This is a genomic window from Prosthecobacter sp. SYSU 5D2 (genome assembly GCF_039655865.1).
In the GTDB taxonomy this organism is placed as follows: domain Bacteria; phylum Verrucomicrobiota; class Verrucomicrobiia; order Verrucomicrobiales; family Verrucomicrobiaceae; genus Prosthecobacter.
Genome location: NZ_JBBYXL010000007.1, coordinates 149,598 through 166,529, shown reverse-complemented (window position 1 = coordinate 166,529; position 16,932 = coordinate 149,598). Strand labels below are relative to the sequence as shown.

General features: G+C 60.9%; 10 protein-coding genes. 6 read left to right on the top strand and 4 right to left on the bottom strand.

Features of this window, described 5'->3' with window-relative positions; all coding sequences use genetic code 11:
- Positions 1-10: 10 nt before the first annotated feature.
- Together WJU23_RS13440 and WJU23_RS13435 are read right to left on the bottom strand one after the other, a co-directional pair.
- Positions 11-292, bottom strand: a complete 282-nt coding sequence (locus WJU23_RS13440) for a Smr/MutS family protein (protein WP_346333100.1) — start codon at positions 290-292, stop codon at positions 11-13.
- A gap of 108 nt (positions 293-400) precedes the next feature.
- On the bottom strand, positions 401-1,720 hold the full coding sequence (locus tag WJU23_RS13435) for a serine hydrolase domain-containing protein (RefSeq protein WP_346333099.1): 1,320 nt from the start codon (positions 1,718-1,720) through the stop codon (positions 401-403).
- A gap of 238 nt (positions 1,721-1,958) precedes the next feature.
- Between WJU23_RS13435 and WJU23_RS13430 the strand changes: the two genes are divergently transcribed.
- A complete protein-coding gene (locus WJU23_RS13430; RefSeq protein ID WP_346333098.1) occupies positions 1,959-2,360 on the top strand; it encodes a hypothetical protein in 402 nt (133 codons plus the stop codon).
- A gap of 6 nt (positions 2,361-2,366) precedes the next feature.
- On the opposite strand, the gene WJU23_RS13425 is transcribed toward WJU23_RS13430, so the two are convergent.
- Positions 2,367-7,640, bottom strand: a complete 5,274-nt coding sequence (locus WJU23_RS13425; protein WP_346333097.1) for an autotransporter-associated beta strand repeat-containing protein — start codon at positions 7,638-7,640, stop codon at positions 2,367-2,369.
- 274 nt (positions 7,641-7,914) lie between these two features.
- On the opposite strand from WJU23_RS13425, the gene WJU23_RS13420 reads away from it, so the two are divergent.
- The 4 genes from WJU23_RS13420 to WJU23_RS13405 all read left to right on the top strand — a co-directional run bounded on the left by WJU23_RS13420 (position 7,915) and on the right by WJU23_RS13405 (position 13,820).
- Positions 7,915-10,749, top strand: coding sequence for an autotransporter-associated beta strand repeat-containing protein (locus WJU23_RS13420; RefSeq protein WP_346333096.1), 2,835 nt, complete (start codon positions 7,915-7,917; stop codon positions 10,747-10,749).
- A gap of 70 nt (positions 10,750-10,819) precedes the next feature.
- Positions 10,820-11,521, top strand: coding sequence for an SMC-Scp complex subunit ScpB (gene scpB, locus WJU23_RS13415; RefSeq protein ID WP_346333095.1), 702 nt, complete (start codon positions 10,820-10,822; stop codon positions 11,519-11,521).
- Positions 11,518-12,606 carry a chorismate mutase gene (gene pheA / locus WJU23_RS13410; protein ID WP_346333094.1) on the top strand — a complete coding sequence of 363 codons (1,089 nt, stop codon included), beginning with the start codon at positions 11,518-11,520 and terminating at the stop codon, positions 12,604-12,606. The genes scpB and pheA overlap by 4 nt, the downstream gene beginning before the upstream one ends.
- A gap of 44 nt (positions 12,607-12,650) precedes the next feature.
- On the top strand, positions 12,651-13,820 hold the full coding sequence (locus WJU23_RS13405) for an alpha/beta fold hydrolase (protein WP_346333093.1): 1,170 nt from the start codon (positions 12,651-12,653) through the stop codon (positions 13,818-13,820).
- 459 nt (positions 13,821-14,279) lie between these two features.
- Here WJU23_RS13405 and WJU23_RS13400 read toward each other — a convergent pair whose 3' ends face one another.
- On the bottom strand, positions 14,280-15,524 hold the full coding sequence (locus tag WJU23_RS13400; RefSeq protein ID WP_346333092.1) for an SGNH/GDSL hydrolase family protein: 1,245 nt from the start codon (positions 15,522-15,524) through the stop codon (positions 14,280-14,282).
- 183 nt (positions 15,525-15,707) lie between these two features.
- Between WJU23_RS13400 and WJU23_RS13395 the strand changes: the two genes are divergently transcribed.
- A complete protein-coding gene (locus WJU23_RS13395) occupies positions 15,708-16,919 on the top strand; it encodes a glycosyltransferase (protein ID WP_346333091.1) in 1,212 nt (403 codons plus the stop codon).
- The last annotated feature ends 13 nt before the right edge of the window (positions 16,920-16,932 follow it).

The following is a 16,932-nucleotide window of genomic DNA, read 5'->3' as shown; positions in this document are numbered from 1 at the left end:
TGAGACAACTTCACCCCCGCAGCCGCACCCAGGTCGCCCCCCACCCGCCGGACCTTTCCCCGGCGGGCCAGGTCCAGCCTTCCACCATCTCCATTTTGGTCAGGGCCGCATGCACACCGGTGCGCAGGGTGCCGGTGCCTTTACCATGGATGACACGCACATTCAGGATGCCCAGCTTCTGGCATTCGCCGAGGTAGTCCACCAGCAGATCGCCCACCTCGTTGGGGCGGAAGGTATGCAAATCCAGTTCATCGGTGATGGGGATGCGGACGGGTTCTTCCTCTTCTGGCATTCGGCCATCCTATCCCGGACAGACGGTTCAGCCACAGGATAAAAGGACTTGGCGGCTGCTTTTAGTGCATTGGCATTCAATTGCCGTTTTAAACAGTCGCTGGCATTCTCACTTCACCTCTGCAGCCACGGGGTCCAGGGCGGCATCAATTCGTTTGCGCAGGTCGCCGTTCCAGTCGGCGGGGCTGAGGCCACGGCGGTTGGCAATGGCGGCGTAGTTGAGGCCGTCGCTGCGCTGGGCGGAGACGGAAGTGACGCCGGGGAGGCTTCCGTTGAAACTGTAACTGAACCGTGCGCCGGGCTTGCGCGGCTGACCGCTGATCCAGTAGGCCTCCAGGAAGCGGCAGTAGTCTGCAGCGGTGCTTGCCAGCCCACCGGCACCGTCGCGAGCCTCGGCGCGGTAGGGCAGGGGGATTTCCTTTTGGGGATAATCGGGGTGATAGCAGTACCAGATCTCCCCGGGCTGACGCTCGCGGGCATCGGAGCTGCTGAGACTGAAGGAGAGCGCTTCGGCGGTTTTGAAAACAGTGGCCTGGAGGTAGTCGGTGAAGGTCTGGCCGCTAACTTTTTCAATGACGCGGACGAGGAGGATGTAGCCAAAGTTGCAATAGACCTCCTTGTTCCCTGGATCGAAATCCAGGGGAAGGGTGAGGCCATAACGGACGACGTGCAGTGGCCGCAGTTCCTCGGGCTTGAGGCGGAACATTTCCGTCATCTCTGTGCTGCGGGTGGTGAAGTCGCCGGAGGCGTCGCGGTCCCAGCCACCTTTGTGGTCCAGCAGGTGCTGAATGGTGACGGTCTTCCACCGCGGGTCGCAGCCTTTGGCTTCTTTATATTGGGCCAGCTCCAAAACGTCGAACACGGGATCTTCGGGTTTCAGCCTGCCATCGGTGACCAGGGTCTGAATGGCGGCACTGACGACGGGTTTGGTCATGGAGGCGAGACGCATTTTCACTCCGGGCAGCAGCGGAATTTTCATGTCGGCATCGGCCCAACCAAAAGTGCGTTCATGCAGGATCTTGCCGTTGCGGCTGACGGCGAAGCTGACGGCGGGCACGCCTTTTTCCACCATGAACTCGCGGATGGCTTCGTCCACCGGGGCCAGGGCTGCATGAGCAGTGCCGTTAACAGGGATTTTTTCGGCCTTCAGCTGTTTGACGTCTTCAAAGCGGTCCTCGGCCTTGATCACCTGCACGGAAGGGGCGGGCTTGAGCTGCTGCTGGACGAAGGCCTGGTCCTCCGGGGACAGGCGTGCCAGCTCAAGCTTGAACTGTCTGCCTCCGCGCAATATGATGGTCACCTCGGTGGCAGTCGCCGAGACAAATTCGGCTTCAATTTTCTTACCCGTGGAGGCTTCTGTCCAGGTTCGGGCTGGCAGGCGGTCAGCAGCCAGAAGGATTAGCAGAGCGAGGTATAACCGGCAATTCATGCGCCACATCTAGCGAAACGCGATTCAAAAGGCAATGCGATTGGCGGGCCTCCTGGCTGTCATTTGCGTGCCAGTGCAATCTCCACGGTCATCTCGCATTCTGCCTAATCAAACCCTGACCGGACTTTCATCTTGCAAGGCCTTGGGGCCAAAAACCCCTGATTTACCTGGGAAAGAGACTGTGACAGGCGTGGCACGGTGGATGCAATGAGAGAAATCTCGAATCCCCACACACGCCATGACTGCTCCATCCTTTGTCCTGCCGCTCCAGAATTTCCTGTTCATGCTTCCGGCCGATACGACCCCGGCTGAGCAGGAGGTGATTGTGAACCTTGCCCGCCGCCTGACGGCCATGGGTTATGTGTACATCGCCAGTGCTCATGAAAAGACCATGGAGGACCGCGAGGACATCCGCTTCATGCCTTTCCACCAGGATCTGCTGCCATCCTTTGGAGTGATGGCCGGTGTCTTTGTGGTGAGAGATCAGGACATCGCTGCGGCAGCCCGTGAGGCTTACCCAAATGCCCACGTGCTCGTGATTGATCCAGACCGGGTGCAGGAAGACCTGGCAGATTACGAGCCAGAAGTGATCCGCTCCTGGCCCGCCCCTGCCGCACAGAAACGTCTGGTTGCCGCCTAACAAATATTAGCGCTTGCGACGGCGCATCAGAAGGCAGCCCAAACCGCTGACGAGAAGCAATGCACGCGAAGGCTCCGGAATGATGCCGACGATGAGGATGCCGTCGCTGTTGAAGAGGCTGGTGTCCCATTTGAGGCCTTCGCTGAGGATGGCCTGGCTAAGGTCCAGGTTGTCCACCCAGTTGGTATCACTGCCGGTGCCCAGGGTGGTCCAGTCAAGGAGGTTAAAGGTATCGCCTTCATCGGCTGCGTAGTTTAGCAGGATGCGCAGGGTGGCTGAAGTATCGAGAGTGAAAGCCTCCAAAACGAGCCGGTCACTGCTGCCATCCGCAATGAGACGGAAATCAGCCTGGCTGCCAGCTTCGAGAACGGTCTCTCCTGTCAAAGTCAGCGTCCCCGCCGCCGTGGCCGTGCCACCTTGAAGGAGCGCACCATTTTGCAGGATGACATTGCCGGTGATGCGGCCCGTGCCCAGCAGCCGTGCACCGCTGGCGATGGTCACAGCACCAGTGCCCGTGGCGCTTCCGCTGGAGTTTGCGACCAGCAGCGTTCCCCCGGTGATGAGCGTGCCGCCAGTGTAGGTATTTCCTGTGGCCGCGAAACGCAGAGTGCCGGGGCCCTGCTTGGTCAGCATTCCTTCCCCAGTAACATTACCTGTGAGACTGATGGTGCCGGTGGCCACCTCAGTGCTGACGAGCGTATCGCCCGCCAGGTTGAGTTCGCGATTGAAGGTGGTGGTGAAAACGGCGTTCTGGCTGGTGCTGCTGTTAATCTGGCGCAGAGCACCTTCGCCGCCGCCAGTGCCATTGAAAGTGTATTTCCCACCTGAGGCCATGGACCAGGTGCCTGCGGTATTGTCATCAATAATGAATTGTGCACCCGCTGCCACAGTCAGGTTTTTGGCCAGGTTGAGCTGGGCTGACGTCATGAGCAAGGAGCCTTCAGCGATCAGGATCTCTCCGGAGAAGGTGCTGGCATTGGACCCCACGCTCCACCGGCCCGGGCCGGTTTTGACCACGTTACCGGCGCCGAAGAATCCGCTTCCCTGGAAGGTCTGATTGGATTGGAAGTCCAGCGTGCCGCCTGCAGGCCCGATGGTGACCGTGCGGCTCGCGGCGGTGACGGAGCCCAGATTGCTGGCCGTCAGCTGCAGGGTGCCACCGTTGATGAAGACATCCGCCGTGGTGGCCCCAAGGCCGCGCGTACTCGATACAGAGACCGTGCCGCTGTTGATGACCGTGGTGCCGGTAAAAGTATTGGTGGCCGGCAAATACAGGGTGCCGCTGCCGTTCATGACTACCGGTTCCAGTGCAGTGCCGCTGATGACTCCGCTCAAACGGAGATCACCCTCACCCGTGATGGTGAGCACGTTGCTGCCCAGCGCCAGGGCGGAGGTGATGGCGGCCAGGCCGCTGCCGTTTTGGACAATGCCTGTGCTGACGCCAAGTGTGATGGGGCTGCTCAGGGTGAAGTCATCGGACCGGTTAAAGGCCAGGCTGCCGCCGCTGAGGACCAGCGGCCCGGTGATGCTGCCGCTGATGCCCCCGTTGCCAAGCTGGAGGCTGCCGCCGCTGACTGTTGTGCCACCGGAATAGTCATTGTCCGTGGCGAGGACGAGCGTTCCGCTTCCGGATTTGTTTAGCGCGGTGATACCGCTGATCTTGCCGCTGCCGTTGAAGGTGTAATCGGAAGCCGCATTGATGGATACGGCGTTAGGCCGGAGGACGCCTTCAAGGGTGACATCAAAGCGGGAGGCGGTGTCGTCAAAGTGCACAAAGTCCGCCTGTACAAAGTTGGTGGAGGCCAGGCTGGTGATGGTCTGCCAGTTTTGTGTGCCGCCGATGTCCACGCCAGTGCCAGCATCCCACTTCGCATTGGTGGTGCCGGTCCAGCGTACTTCCTCCCCCTGGAGGATGGTGGCCGTGATTTTCGTGCCTGCGGTGTCATAGTTCAGGGTGCCGGAGGCGCGCCCGGCCAGCTCCAATGCAAACCCGGAGGTAATGGCGCTGCCGCTGTAGTCTAACAAAGTGTATAGACCCGTGGCGAAGTGCTGGCTGTTGGTCAGACGCAGCAGGACTTCCCCTCCCAAGCTGAGCGCGTCCGTATCCGTGACATTCACCAAGGGCAGCACCGGCAGCGTTGAAGAAGCAAATTCATACTGCAATACCGAGCCGCCAGCCAGCATGACCGCCGGGACATTGAGGGAAGCAGCCACGGCATCGTAGCTGACCGCCAGGAGCGCCCCGTCCACTGTTGCGAGGCCGCCTGCCATGGTGCCAGGCTTCAGCCGCAAGGTGCCTTCGCTGACGGTGGTCAGGCCCGTGGAGTCCAGGTTGCCGCTGAGGTTCAGTGTGCCAGCACCGGTCTTGATCAGCGGGCCGTCACCTGAGATGGCACCCGTGAAATTCAGCACAGTGCCCGGCTCAGTCACCTCCACTTTTCCACCACCCGCATGGAGGGTGATGTTTCTGGATGTGCTGCCAATGCCGGAGCCGTAAATCTGAAGCGTGCCCTGCGTTTCCGCCGTTCCGAATTCCAGGCCAGCCAGCGGACCTCCCGAGACAACAGCCGTTCCGGTGGCCGGAACTGAGGTGGTGGGCATAGCCAGTGTGCCTTCACGTACCTGCAGGGCCAGATTGGCATTGAATGTCATGCCAATACCCATGGTAACTGTGCCGGATGTGGTCTTGGCCGCCACCCCGCCACCCGACTGGCCCAGCGCACCGCCGCCAGTCCCTGTCCCTGAGTTCTGGGTGCTCATGGTACCTGAGCGCAGATCAATCACCACCGTTCCTGGAACCGTCGTCTCTCCGTTGGAGGCCAGCGAACCTGCTGTCGTGGTGACCAGATAGTCCCCCCCATTGAGCACCAGGCCTCCATAGGTCTCCCCCGTGCGCAACTCAAAAAGCCCGCCCGTGTTCACTGTGATGATGGTGGTGCCGGGAAGATCCGGATTGCCTTCGCCGCCGAAGATAAAGGTGCCGCCGTCATTGACCATGATGGACTTGGCGCTGATGTCTCCGCTGCTGCCGCGATCCGTGAGCTGGACCGTGCCGGCATTGATGTTCAGCGTGCCGTTAAAGGTGTTCAGACCCAGGAGGTTCAGGTGGCCGCTGCCGTTCTTGTTGATAACGCCGCTGCCGGTGATGGCGCCCGCCAGATCCAGCATGCCGATTCCGTCAAAAGTGAGCGTGTTGGTGCCCAGGGCCAGCCGCGAATTCATGGTAACTGTGGCGGCTCCGTTCTGCACCAAAGTGTTGCTGCCGGTCAGATTGACGGCATTGTCAAAAAAGAAGGGTTCCGCGTGGTTGAAAGCGAGCGTGCTGTTGGCCAGGGAAAGGGGGCCTGTGATGCTGCCGGTGCCACCGCCATTGCCAAGCTGAAGCGTGCCTCCCGTTACCACAGTACCGCCCGTGTAGTCATTGTCCGTGGCCAGGACAAGTGTGCCTGTGCCGGATTTGCTGAGACCTGTGGTTCCAGTGATCTTGCCTGTGCCGCTGAATGTGTAATCCTCGCTGGCATCCACCTTGATGGAAAAAGGGTTCATGATTTCCTGGATCTGGACGTCAAAACGCGCGGCGCTGTCATCAAAAAGGACGGTGTCCGTCTGGATGAAATTCGTCGCCGTGCTGCCAGTGACAAGCTGCCAGTTGTCCGTGCCACCCACTCCCGCTGCCGTGCCCACATCCCAGGCCGTATCCACCGCACCGGTCCATTTCACACTGTCAGTGCCCGTGATGTTCATCTGGATCTGGGTGTTGTCCACATCATAGACCAGGCTGCCCAGGGTGCGGCCAGGCAGCTGGAGTGTGAGCCCGCTGGTGATGGCCGTGCCTGCGTAATCCAGCAGCGTGTAAGTGCCGTTGGCAAATGGGAGCGAATTGGTCACCTGCAGCACAGCGCCTTCATTGAAGAAAAAGCCGTCTGTATTCCCCACTTTCACCAATGCATGGGCGGAAACGGTATCCCGGCCCAGTTCCAGCAGCAGCGTTGCGGTGTCCTGCATTACCAGGGCAGGCAGGCTGAAGCTGCTGCTGCTGTTGCCTGAATTCACTGCCAGCACCGTCCCTGCCTCCACATAAAATCCACCGGAGGCGGTCACAGGATTGACCCTCAGCATACCTTCTGCCACTTGCGTGGGTCCAGTCGCAGCAAAAGAACCTGACAGGTACAGCGTGCCGGGTCCTTTCTTGCTGAGGATGCCTGAGCCGGTATTGGCCCCGGAGAGTGTCAGAATCGTGCTGGCCTGAGTCACCTGGATCACCCCGGTGCCCCCGGTGCTGCGGATGAGGTTTCCTGCCCGCAGTGCACTGGCCCCCTGGTATTCCAGGGTCCCCGTGGTTCCATCAGCGCCAAAAGTCAGCGGAGCGGTGCCCAGGTTCATCGCATGGGCCATGACCACCTTGCCCTCCTGGAGGCGCAGTCCCCCGGTGTTCGTCAGAGCCACGGCCCCGCTCATCGTCACCGTGCCTGCCGTCGTTTTAAAGATCGGCGCGCTGCCCGCCATGTTGTAGGCGGAGGCTGTGTAAATGTTCCCGGTGATGCTGCCGTGCGTCCAGGATTGTGCTGTTGTGCCGTTCGGGGTGGCCGTCCCGTTGGTGAGGGAGATGCTGCCGCCCAGGAGGTTGAAGCCGCCAAAGGTCTGGGTCTCCTGCCAGCTTACGGTTCCACCTTCATTGACAGTGATGTAGGTCGTCAGGGGCAGGTTGGGATCGCCGATGCCTGCATTGCCAAACTGGTAAGTGCCCCCATCGTTCACCACGATGGAAACGGGATTAAAGTTGGTGGTCACGGCATTGCCCGTGGACGTCCCTCCCCAGCTTGAGAAGCGTCCCTCGTTGATGATGATCGTCCCGGTGAATCCGCTGCTGTTGCTGTCCTGGATGAAGGTGCCGGAGCCCGTTTTGGTGATCGTGGCGGAACCCGCCAGGATTCCCGTCACGCGCGTGATGCCGGTGATGTCCAGCGTGGGTGCCAAGCCGTCAAAAGTCAGTGTATTGGCCGTGGAGGAAGCCGCCAGCGTGAGGGTGCCATTGCCTGTATTGTTGACCGTCAGGCGGTTCAACGTCAGCGCTCCGAGGTTGTTCGTGCTGGTGTAGGAACTGGTGGCATTGAAGCGCAGATGCAACTCCGGACCGCTGACCGGCACACCGGCAGGGCTCCAATTGCCTGCGACATTCCAGTTTCCGGTGGTCACGTTCCAGACAGACTGGGCGGACAGCGGGCTGTCTGGCACGAACAAGGCGAGGACAGCTAAAGCGTAACAGGGGAGCAGTTTCATGGGGGGGCAGCCCCGTAGCTCAAGCTCTGAGCACCGTCAGTGTTTCTTGAGAGACGATATTGTTTCCTGGATAGGTGTGGCTGAGGGGGGGCTGAAACCTATCGGATTCTGATTAGCTACATGTTCGTGATGAGACATTTGAAAACCGGCTAGGCACAGCAGTGTAAGGATGTGGCTATGAAATAATAAACCGGAGCTTTAGCACTCAGAAGAGATCGTCACATGGCTTGCATTGTCATTCACAGGTGACCAGCGAAAGGACCGTCCCCCCTTTATGAAGCGACTCTTTTGGCCTCTGCTGGCGGTGCTTGTATGCACGCTGAGAACTCTTTCCGCGCAAACCGCGAGTCCCACCTTTGGTAACATCACCGTCCTCCAGAATAATGAGACGAACGCGGCCAACGGCGTCTCACTCAGCCTGAGCTACAGCCAGGCAGCGCTGTCAGCGGATGGCATCACTTCATTAGGAAACATCGCTTTGCGATCCGGCTCCAACCGGGGGGATTTTCTTTTTGGATTCACCCCCACCACGGCCAATGACCGCAGCCTGGGCATCATGATTTCCAATGTGGCCCAGCTAACCCGTGACAATACCGCCTTTGGAGACGCCACCGGGCCGCTCCGGGCGACGAGTGCCACCGCCAACGATGCCAATGGCTACTTCATCCCCGTGCATTCCACCCCGGCTGGCGGTGAATTTAATATCAATCTGGCCGCCTCCTGGTTCCCCTATGCGGACGGCTGGATCGGCGGTCACGCCGTCAACAGTGCCAACGGCGGCATCCTGACCAGCATGGCAAGCTCCCCCGGCCTGACCCTCAGCACCACCGCCCCCGGGCCAAGTACCTTGTATGATCCCGGAGCAACCGGTGTCTATGAACTCAACCTGGCCGGCATCAACAGCCAGACCGACGGCATTCTCATCGTCACGGGCGGCAAGAATGAAGACAACTATGCAGGTTCCATCGCCAATGCGGATGGCACCTGGACCATCCAGGTGAAGGACAATGGAGCCAATGGCGCGGCCACCGAACCCGACGGGCTGGCCTTTGTTTATGTCCCCACCACCTCCGTCGTCAGCGGCGATGCCCCAGGCGTGCATGCCATGGGCAGGCTCAACGGTAACCTCAGCCGCGACATCACTGGCGGGAATTACGCCTTTGTCCGCAGTGCGACTGGTCGCTACGAGCTCTATGCCCCCGGCATTGACCCCGCCCAGGCCACCCTGCTGCTCAGTCCGGAGCTGGCGGATGTGGCGGGGGACAATCTCTGGTTTTATGAACCCACCACCCATGGCTGGGACCTGGAATACCTGGACCTGCCAGGACTGGGCTACCAGGATAATGGCAACACAGCCGATTCGCTGAGCTTCGTCCTGATGGCCAGCGGCAGCACCGCCGCCATCTGGGATGCCGGCGGTGCCAATACCGGCTGGACCACGGCAGGCAACTGGACCGGTGACGTGCTCCCCACCGCTGGCCAGGATGTGGTCATCGGCACCGGCACTGGCAATGTCGCCATCAACAGCGGCACCGAGGTGGGCATGCTCATGATTTCCCGCCCGACCGGCTTCACCCTTTCCAGCAATACCCCCCTGCCCATCAGCACCGGCATCATCATCAACAGCCGGCCCACCAGCACCCAGACCTTCATCATCAGCGCCCCCTTGGTTCTGGAGGAGGATGCCTTCATCTTTGCGCAAACGATTGGCTCCAGCCTGACCCTGCGCCTGGACGTAGCCTCCGGCAATGCCGTGACGGCAGAGGATAAAAACCTCATGCTCGGCGGCGGCAGCGGTATCGAAATCCGCGACCCCATCTCCCTCGGCAGCGGCAAGCTCATCAAAGAAGGTGCCAATCAGGTGACGCTTACCACCGCTCACAATGTAGGTGGCGTGCAAATCTTTTTTGGCCCCACTTCCACCACCAACGGAGCCTTCCGCCTAAATGCCCCAGCAGCCTATGGCGGTTTCGGCAACGGTGACATCGTGCTGACCCACCCGAGTGGCAACTTGACGGCGCTCTACTTTGATTCAGCAGCCGGGAGCGGCACCTTTGCCAACAACCTGGTTCTGCAAAGCGCCGCCACCAATGCCGGTGCTCGTATCCTTGTGGACAGTGCCGCCGGGTTCAATACCACCATGTCCGGCCTCATCTCCGGTGGCAATGCCACGTCTGAATTCATCGTCAGCAATGACGCCGCCGGGGGCCAGGGTCGCCTGCACCTGACCAATGAGAGTAACAGCTTCACCGCCCTGCGGGTGAATTTAAACCGCGGCGGCCTGGTCATCTACAGTGACGGTGCCCTGGGGGATGCCACCAACCCGCTGTATCTGGATACGAATAACACTACGCCTGACACCCTGACCGGACTTCACTTCGGCGCAGATAACATCACTCTGGCTGCCACGCGGGCCGTGACGCTGAATACGCCCACTGCTATTCAGACAGGAGCTTTTCATTCGACCATCGCCGGGGACATCAGTGGCATGGGCGGGCTGGCCAAAACCGGCACCGGCACCCTCACGCTCACCGGCAGCAACAGCTATGCCGGCAGCACCCTCGTGCAGGGCGGCACCCTCTTGCTCAATCCTGCCACCGGCTCCGCCATCGGCCTCGGCCCAGTCAGTATTGACTCCACCGCCACCCTCGCCGGCCAGGGAGATGTGGCCGGAGCCGTCAGCGTCCTCGCCGGTGGCCGCATCACTCCAGGCATCGGCACCCAGGCTGGTACCCTCTCCCTCCTCACCGGCCTGGATGTCCAGGGCGATGGCCGCCTGGTCCTGGACCTCTTCGCCAACGGCCAGAACGACCGCCTTGCCATCACCGGCACCCTGCAAATGAGCACCACCTCCATGATCGAGGTCCTGCTCCAATACACCCCCTCCGCCGGCGACCAGTTTGATCTCCTCGACTGGTCCACCCTCATCGTCCCTGGCCTTCTTGAGGACCGCCTCTCCGTCCCCGACCTCACCAGCCTCGGCCTCGCCTGGGATTACACCCAGTTTCAAAGCCAGGGCATCCTGGGCGTCCAGTTCATCCCCGAACCCACTCGCGGCATCCTCCTCCTCACCGGCATGATGAGCCTGCTTTTCCGTCGGCGGCGATAGAAGAGGGCGCGGTCCTCGCCGAAGCCCGGCTTGACTCCCCCGGCTGCCTCGCTTGGATGGTCTGCCCGTCATGGAACTGCCTGCCATTGTTGAATCCCTGCTTTTTGCGACCCAGGAGCCCTTGCCCCTGACGCAGATGGTCACGGCGGTGAAGGACACGGCGAAGGACATCCGGGATGCCACGCCCGAGGGCGAAACGGCCCCCGAATGGGTGGAGCCGCTGCTGACCGTGGATGAGCTCAGCATCCGCGAGGCGATTGACCAGCTCGTGGCCCATTATGAGCAGGACGGACGCGCCTTCACCATCGTGGAGCGCAGCCATGGCTGGCGGCTCTGTGCCAAGGTGGACTACGTGGAGTGGTGCCGCGCCCTTTACCCCGGCAAGAAGGTGCAGCGCCTCAGCCAGCCTGCGCTGGAGACCCTGGCCATCATCGCCTACCGCCAGCCCATCACCAAAGCAGGCGTGGAGGCGGTGCGTGGCGTGAGTGTGGATGCCATGGTGCAACAGCTCGTGGACCGTGGCCTGGTGAAGATCGAAGGTCGCGCCGACCTGCCCGGACGCCCCCTGCTGTACGGCACCACGGACGCCTTTTTGGACCACTTTGCCGTTCGCACGCTGGATGAGCTGCCGAATGCCGCCGAGCTGCGCCGCGTGAAGCTGCCGACTGCGGATACTGAGCAGCCAGGTGCCTCCGCCCCTGAAGAAACCCAGCTCTCCCTGGGTTCCACTGAATCCGCCGCCCCGGCAGAATCCGGGCACCTTGAATCATGACGCTGGAAGAAACTCGCATCAAGATTGACGCCATTGACCAGCAGCTCATCCGCCTGCTGAACGAGCGTGCCGAGATGGTCCACGTCATTGGCGAGATCAAAAAGAAGGACGGCCTGGACATCTACGTGCCGGGCCGTGAAGAAAAGCTGCTGCGCAAGCTCTGCGAGCTGAATGATGCGCAAAAGGGCCTCCTCACCGAGAAAGCCATCCGTGCCATTTTCCGCGAGATCATGAGCGCGGCGCTGGCATTGGAAAACAGCCTTAGCATCGCCTATCTGGGCCCTGCCGGTTCCTGGACTCACCAGGTGGCGATCAACAAATTTGGCAACAGCGTAGCTTATGCCGCCGAGGCCAGCACGGAGGGCGTTTTTGCCCGCGTGGCCAGCCAGGAGGTGGACTACGGCGTGCTGCCCATCGAGCATTCCACCGAAGGGGCCGTCCATCACACGCTGGACCACCTGGTGGATTCCGATTTGCAGATTTATGCGGAGATCCTCTGGAAGGTGGAGACCGTCGTCATGGCCAAAGGTGATGCCGCCTCCATCCATGTCATCTACGGCCTGCCCCAAATGCTCGCGCAGTGCCGCCCCTGGCTGTCGGCCTGTTTTCCCCATGCCGCATTGAAGGAAAGCGCCTCCTCCAGCCTCGCCGCCACCCATGCTGAAAACGAGCCCGGTGCCGCCGCTATCGGCACGCCCCTGGGTGCGGAACTTCACGGCCTGCGTGTCCTTTCCACCTCCCCGCGCGAGCATGCTTCCCGCGCCCGGTTCATCATCCTGGGCCGCCGCAGCGGTGCCCCCTCCGGCCATGACAACACCATGCTCATGGTCCACGCCCGCGACCGCGTTGGCGCGCTCCTGGAGGTGCTGCAAGTCTTCGCCAGCCGCAATGTGAACGTCCGCCAGATCGAGAACCGCCCCGTTCCCGGCGACATCACAGGCGAGCAAGCCCGCTTCTTCCTCGAGATCAGCGGCCATCATCAGGAGCCTTCCTTGCAGGAGGCCATTCATGACCTGACCACCCAGGGAGCCAAAGTCAAAGTCCTCGGCAGCTACCCGGCTCCCGGCTGGGTGGAGGAAAGGTAGGCATCGCTGGAGGAGGCTGGTCGTCAACCTTATCCTACCGCCTCATGACTTTCGTCTATATCCGCATGGCCTGCCTGCTGCTGGCCCTCATTGCCGCGCCGCTGTCACTGCTGTTGCTGATGGTGGGGCAGTCTTTTGAGAGCACTGTGTTTGGCATGGCCGGGGTGATGATCGGCCTGGCGCCACTGCTGGTCTGTCTAGGGCGGGAAAATGAACAACCGGGTTTGGAATGGGCGGGGTGGCTGGGCTTTCTGGTGTGGGCGGGACTGACGATCTGGTTGGTGACACGGGCGCCGGACGGAAAGCGGCCCGCCGAGGCCCGAATCCAGCATCGGTATGCGGATGGTGGATGGAGGTTTCAGCGGCAGGCGCTGGGCAACCTTGTGCCGGAGCTGGACCAGTTTTTAATGGGCTTCCAGGTGGTGCCTCTGCTGGATTCGCTGATGACCTTTGAGCAGGCAAGGGAGCTGTCCGGCTGGACGGAGGAAATCTACCGGGAGCTGGAGGCGGATGAGGACTTCCATGCGCTGGGCAGCGTGATGCCAGTGGCCTATGAGGATCTTTTCTTCGGCCGGGCCAATCGGGGGCATTCCTTCATCTATGTGCCGCCCGGACTGAAGCGGGATGTGCCAGCCCCCGTGCTGGTTTTTCTGCACGGCAGCGGCGGTAACTTCAAGGCCTATCCCTGGCTCCTCTCACAGGTGGCGGATGCTCTGGGCATGGTACTGGTCTGTCCCAGCTACGGCATGGGCAACTGGACGGAACCAGCTTCCGCCAAGGTTGTGGAAAAGGCCCTGGCCGAGGCCGGCAAAGTGGCCCGGCTAGACCGGGAAAGGATGCACCTGATGGGCCTGTCCAACGGCGGCAAGGGCGTGAGCCACGTGGGCCGGGACCTGGGGACCCAGTTCCGCTCCCTCACGTTCATCTCTCCGATCATGGAGGAAGATGCCACGGAGTCCTTACGGTTCATGGCCCGCTGGAAAGACAAGCCGGTCTTTGTCATTACCGGTGCCGAGGATGACCGCGTACCCTTGTCGTACGTTGCCGATGCAGCCGCCCGGATGAAGAAAAACGGTGCCCAGGTGACCTTCAAGACGGTCACCGATGCCGATCATTTTCTGCTGTTCAGCCACCGGGAGGAGGTTATTGCGCAATTGAAGCAGTGGCTGGCGGCAGCGATGAAGACGGAGGAAGGGAAGACTGCGCCGCGATAAGATGCTTTATACCGATATCCAAAAAGAATGTCCAAAATTCAGCCACTCCGTCCACGACCTGCTCCGCAGGAGCAGCCCCATCGGCACTATGACACCGATGCAGGTGGCGATCTGATGGGGCAACCCTGCGGGTTGGTCTTCAAGACGGGTCGTGCTTGCCTGACCGGAGGTTAGCTCGCCGAGGCTCGCGTCACCTTCCGGCTACTCATGGGTTAGCCCTTCGGGCTAGAAAAACGGGCCACACAGAGGCTTGCTTGCGCTTAAGCGAGGTTGCGGAAACACTGCGGCTGACAGGAGCCACACGCTTGTCCAACACACGCCGGACACCGGACGGATATGACCGCATGCTGAGGAGCTTCAGCCGGGCTTTGGATTGGATGAGCCCCATTCGCTGGCACGGACTTTTCAGACAACCTGTATGGAAATCAGTATAACCAACGCCCAAACGATGCGGATGAATCACTCTGCCACGCTCACAGTATGCGTCACGGCCTTCACGCGCTTGCGGACGTTGCTGGCGTATTTGGCGTGTTTGGCCAGGACCTTCTTTTTCAGGACTTCGAGGGCGTTTTTAAACTCGGGGTCGGTTTCGGATTCGGGGGCGTAGGTACGGAAGTGGGTGATGAGGTTTTTGATCATCGTGGTCTCGTAGGCCTGCTTGGAGCCGATGGCATTGATCAGGTCAGCAAAGGCGGTGTCAAAGGGGGTGGTGGCGAATTCGGCGGGGAGATTGATGCCTGCTTCGAGCTGGGCTTTGGCGAATTCTTTGGTTTCGCTGCCCCAGGTGACTTTGGCTTTGTCCTTGGTCAGGCCGTTGACGGTGAGGATGTAGCGGTTGAGGTCCTGGTTGAAACGGGTGAAGGGGAGGATGCTGCGGGTGCTGGTAGAGGCCTTGGGATCTGCATCAAAGCAGAAGGGCCAGGTGGTGCTGGCGAGCGTAACGCTGCCGGGCGCGCGGGCGGTGATCTGGTGGCCCTCGCTGGCGGTGGATTCACCGCCGAGGTGAATCGTGATCTGGCCGATGTTACCGTCCAGTTTCAGGCCTTTGAGGAAGGCTTCCGCCATGAGCAGGTGGCCGTTGGGGCCGGGGTGGAAGCCGTCTGGGCCGCAGACATCGTAGTCCTGGCCGAGCACGGGCTTGGCCTTGGCCATGGCGTCAATCATGGTGTCGTGCACATTGGCAAAGCTGTGGCCGGTTTCGGCAGCCAGTTTTTGGGCGATGTCGCGCAGATGGGCGAGGTTGTCGTTGTAGATGGCGGGCTCAAAGCGGGTGAAAAACTTCGTATCCACGGCACCTGGGGAGCCGACGGCGACGTGCTGCACCCCCATGTCCTTCAGGCCGTCCATAACGAGGCGCATATTCTTTTCATACTCGGCGCCGATGGCATCGGTGTAGGTGGTGTACTGGCCGTCGTTCATGCCGTAACAGGTGGTGGCGACGGTGGGGTTGAAGACGCTAAGGTCGTTCTTTAACCGGGCGGCAAAGCCGCTGGCGCGCTCGCCGCTCCAGCCGAACTGGAAGACCTGAATGTCCTGCCGCCCGGTGCAGGCCAGTAGGTAGGCCTCCATGTATTTGGAATAGAGCTTCTGCTCGGTGATGCTGTCGCCAATGATGGCCACGCGCGCATTGGCGGGGAGGAGGGATTCGGCGTGGGCAAGGCTGGTGCCGAGGAGGACGAGAGGGAGGAGGAGTTGGCGGAGCATGAGGAGAAAATGACGAATGCAGAATGACGAATGCAGAATGACGAAGACTGAGGACTGAGGACTGAGGACTGAAAAAAACGGAATCCTGAAACCTGTCCTTGCCAGCCCGGGTGTCATTTAGTTTTGAATTGCAAAATGCTTCCTGCGTGACAGAAGGGCTAGGCTGTTTTACTTGCAGCCGACATGCGCATTCTTTGGGTGAAAACTGGGCCGCTGCTTCCGCTGGATACGGGGGGGAAGCGCCGCACCCATGCCATGCTGACGGAGATCAGCCGCCAGCATGAGGTGACCTATCTGGCGCTGCTGCCGGAGGGCATGACAGTCTCTGCTGAGGAAGAGGCGGATGCGTATGCACAAAGGAAGATCTGGATTCCCACCCGGCAGGCCCCGAAAAGCTCTCCGCGCTTCTGGCTGGATCTGGCACGCAGCACGGTGCTGACTAGCCGCCCGTATGCGGTGCAGCGGTATGAGGAGCCCCGGTTGCGCGCGAGCCTGCAAGCCATGGCTGCGCAAAAGGAATATGACCTGGTGATCTGCGATTTCCTGGCCCCGGCGCTGAATTTCCAGGGGGTGGACTTTGCCTGCCCGACGGTGCTGTTTCAGCACAACATCGAATCCCAGATCTGGAAGCGGCTGGCGGAGGCGGAAACCGGTCTCATCAAACGCCGCTACCTGCACCTGCAATACCAGCGTATGCACGCCTGGGAGGACCGGCTCTCACGCCTTTTTGACGGGGTGATCACGGTCTCCCCGGATGATTCCCGGCTGGCGCTTGAGCTGTATGGCCTGACGAATGTGCTGGGGGATGTACCCACCGGAGTGGATGTGGACTTTTTCAAACCGGGGCCGCCGCCTGCATCGCCGCCCTTTTGGTTAGGCTTTCTCGGCTCCATGGACTGGATGCCCAACATTGATGCGTGCCAGTTTTTTCTGGATGAGATTTTCCCGCAGGTGCTGGCGCAGAGACCGGACTGTCGGCTGAAGATCATCGGCCGGAATCCGCCTGCGAGCCTGCGGGAGCGCGCCAGCGAGCAGGTGGTCATCACGGGCACGGTGGACGATGTGAGGCCGCATGTGCAGGGCTGCCACGCCATCCTGGTGCCGCTGCGTGCCGGCGGGGGCACACGGATCAAGATTTACGAAGCCATGGCCATGGGCGTGCCGGTCATCTCCACCCGCATCGGGGCGGAAGGGCTGCCGGTGCAGCATGACAGTGACATCCTGCTGGCGGATGAACCGGCTGCCTTTGCCCGTGAAATCCTGCGTCTGGCAGGCGATGCGGCCCTGGCGGACAAAGTGGCAAAACAGGCTCGCATGAACGTTGAGAACCATTATTCATGGAAAGCGGCCACTGGCATCTTCATGGACCTGTGCGCTGCCTGCCCCTCCCGTTGACTTTTTCTATCCT

Coding starts and splice junctions, on each gene's coding strand:
- WJU23_RS13440 (WP_346333100.1), bottom strand. CDS start 292: ATGCCAGAAGAGGAAGAACCCGTCCGCATCCCCATCACCGATGAACTG.
- WJU23_RS13435 (WP_346333099.1), bottom strand. CDS start 1,720: ATGAATTGCCGGTTATACCTCGCTCTGCTAATCCTTCTGGCTGCTGAC.
- WJU23_RS13430 (WP_346333098.1), top strand. CDS start 1,959: ATGACTGCTCCATCCTTTGTCCTGCCGCTCCAGAATTTCCTGTTCATG.
- WJU23_RS13425 (WP_346333097.1), bottom strand. CDS start 7,640: ATGAAACTGCTCCCCTGTTACGCTTTAGCTGTCCTCGCCTTGTTCGTG.
- WJU23_RS13420 (WP_346333096.1), top strand. CDS start 7,915: ATGAAGCGACTCTTTTGGCCTCTGCTGGCGGTGCTTGTATGCACGCTG.
- scpB (WP_346333095.1), top strand. CDS start 10,820: ATGGAACTGCCTGCCATTGTTGAATCCCTGCTTTTTGCGACCCAGGAG.
- pheA (WP_346333094.1), top strand. CDS start 11,518: ATGACGCTGGAAGAAACTCGCATCAAGATTGACGCCATTGACCAGCAG.
- WJU23_RS13405 (WP_346333093.1), top strand. CDS start 12,651: ATGACTTTCGTCTATATCCGCATGGCCTGCCTGCTGCTGGCCCTCATT.
- WJU23_RS13400 (WP_346333092.1), bottom strand. CDS start 15,524: ATGCTCCGCCAACTCCTCCTCCCTCTCGTCCTCCTCGGCACCAGCCTT.
- WJU23_RS13395 (WP_346333091.1), top strand. CDS start 15,708: ATGCGCATTCTTTGGGTGAAAACTGGGCCGCTGCTTCCGCTGGATACG.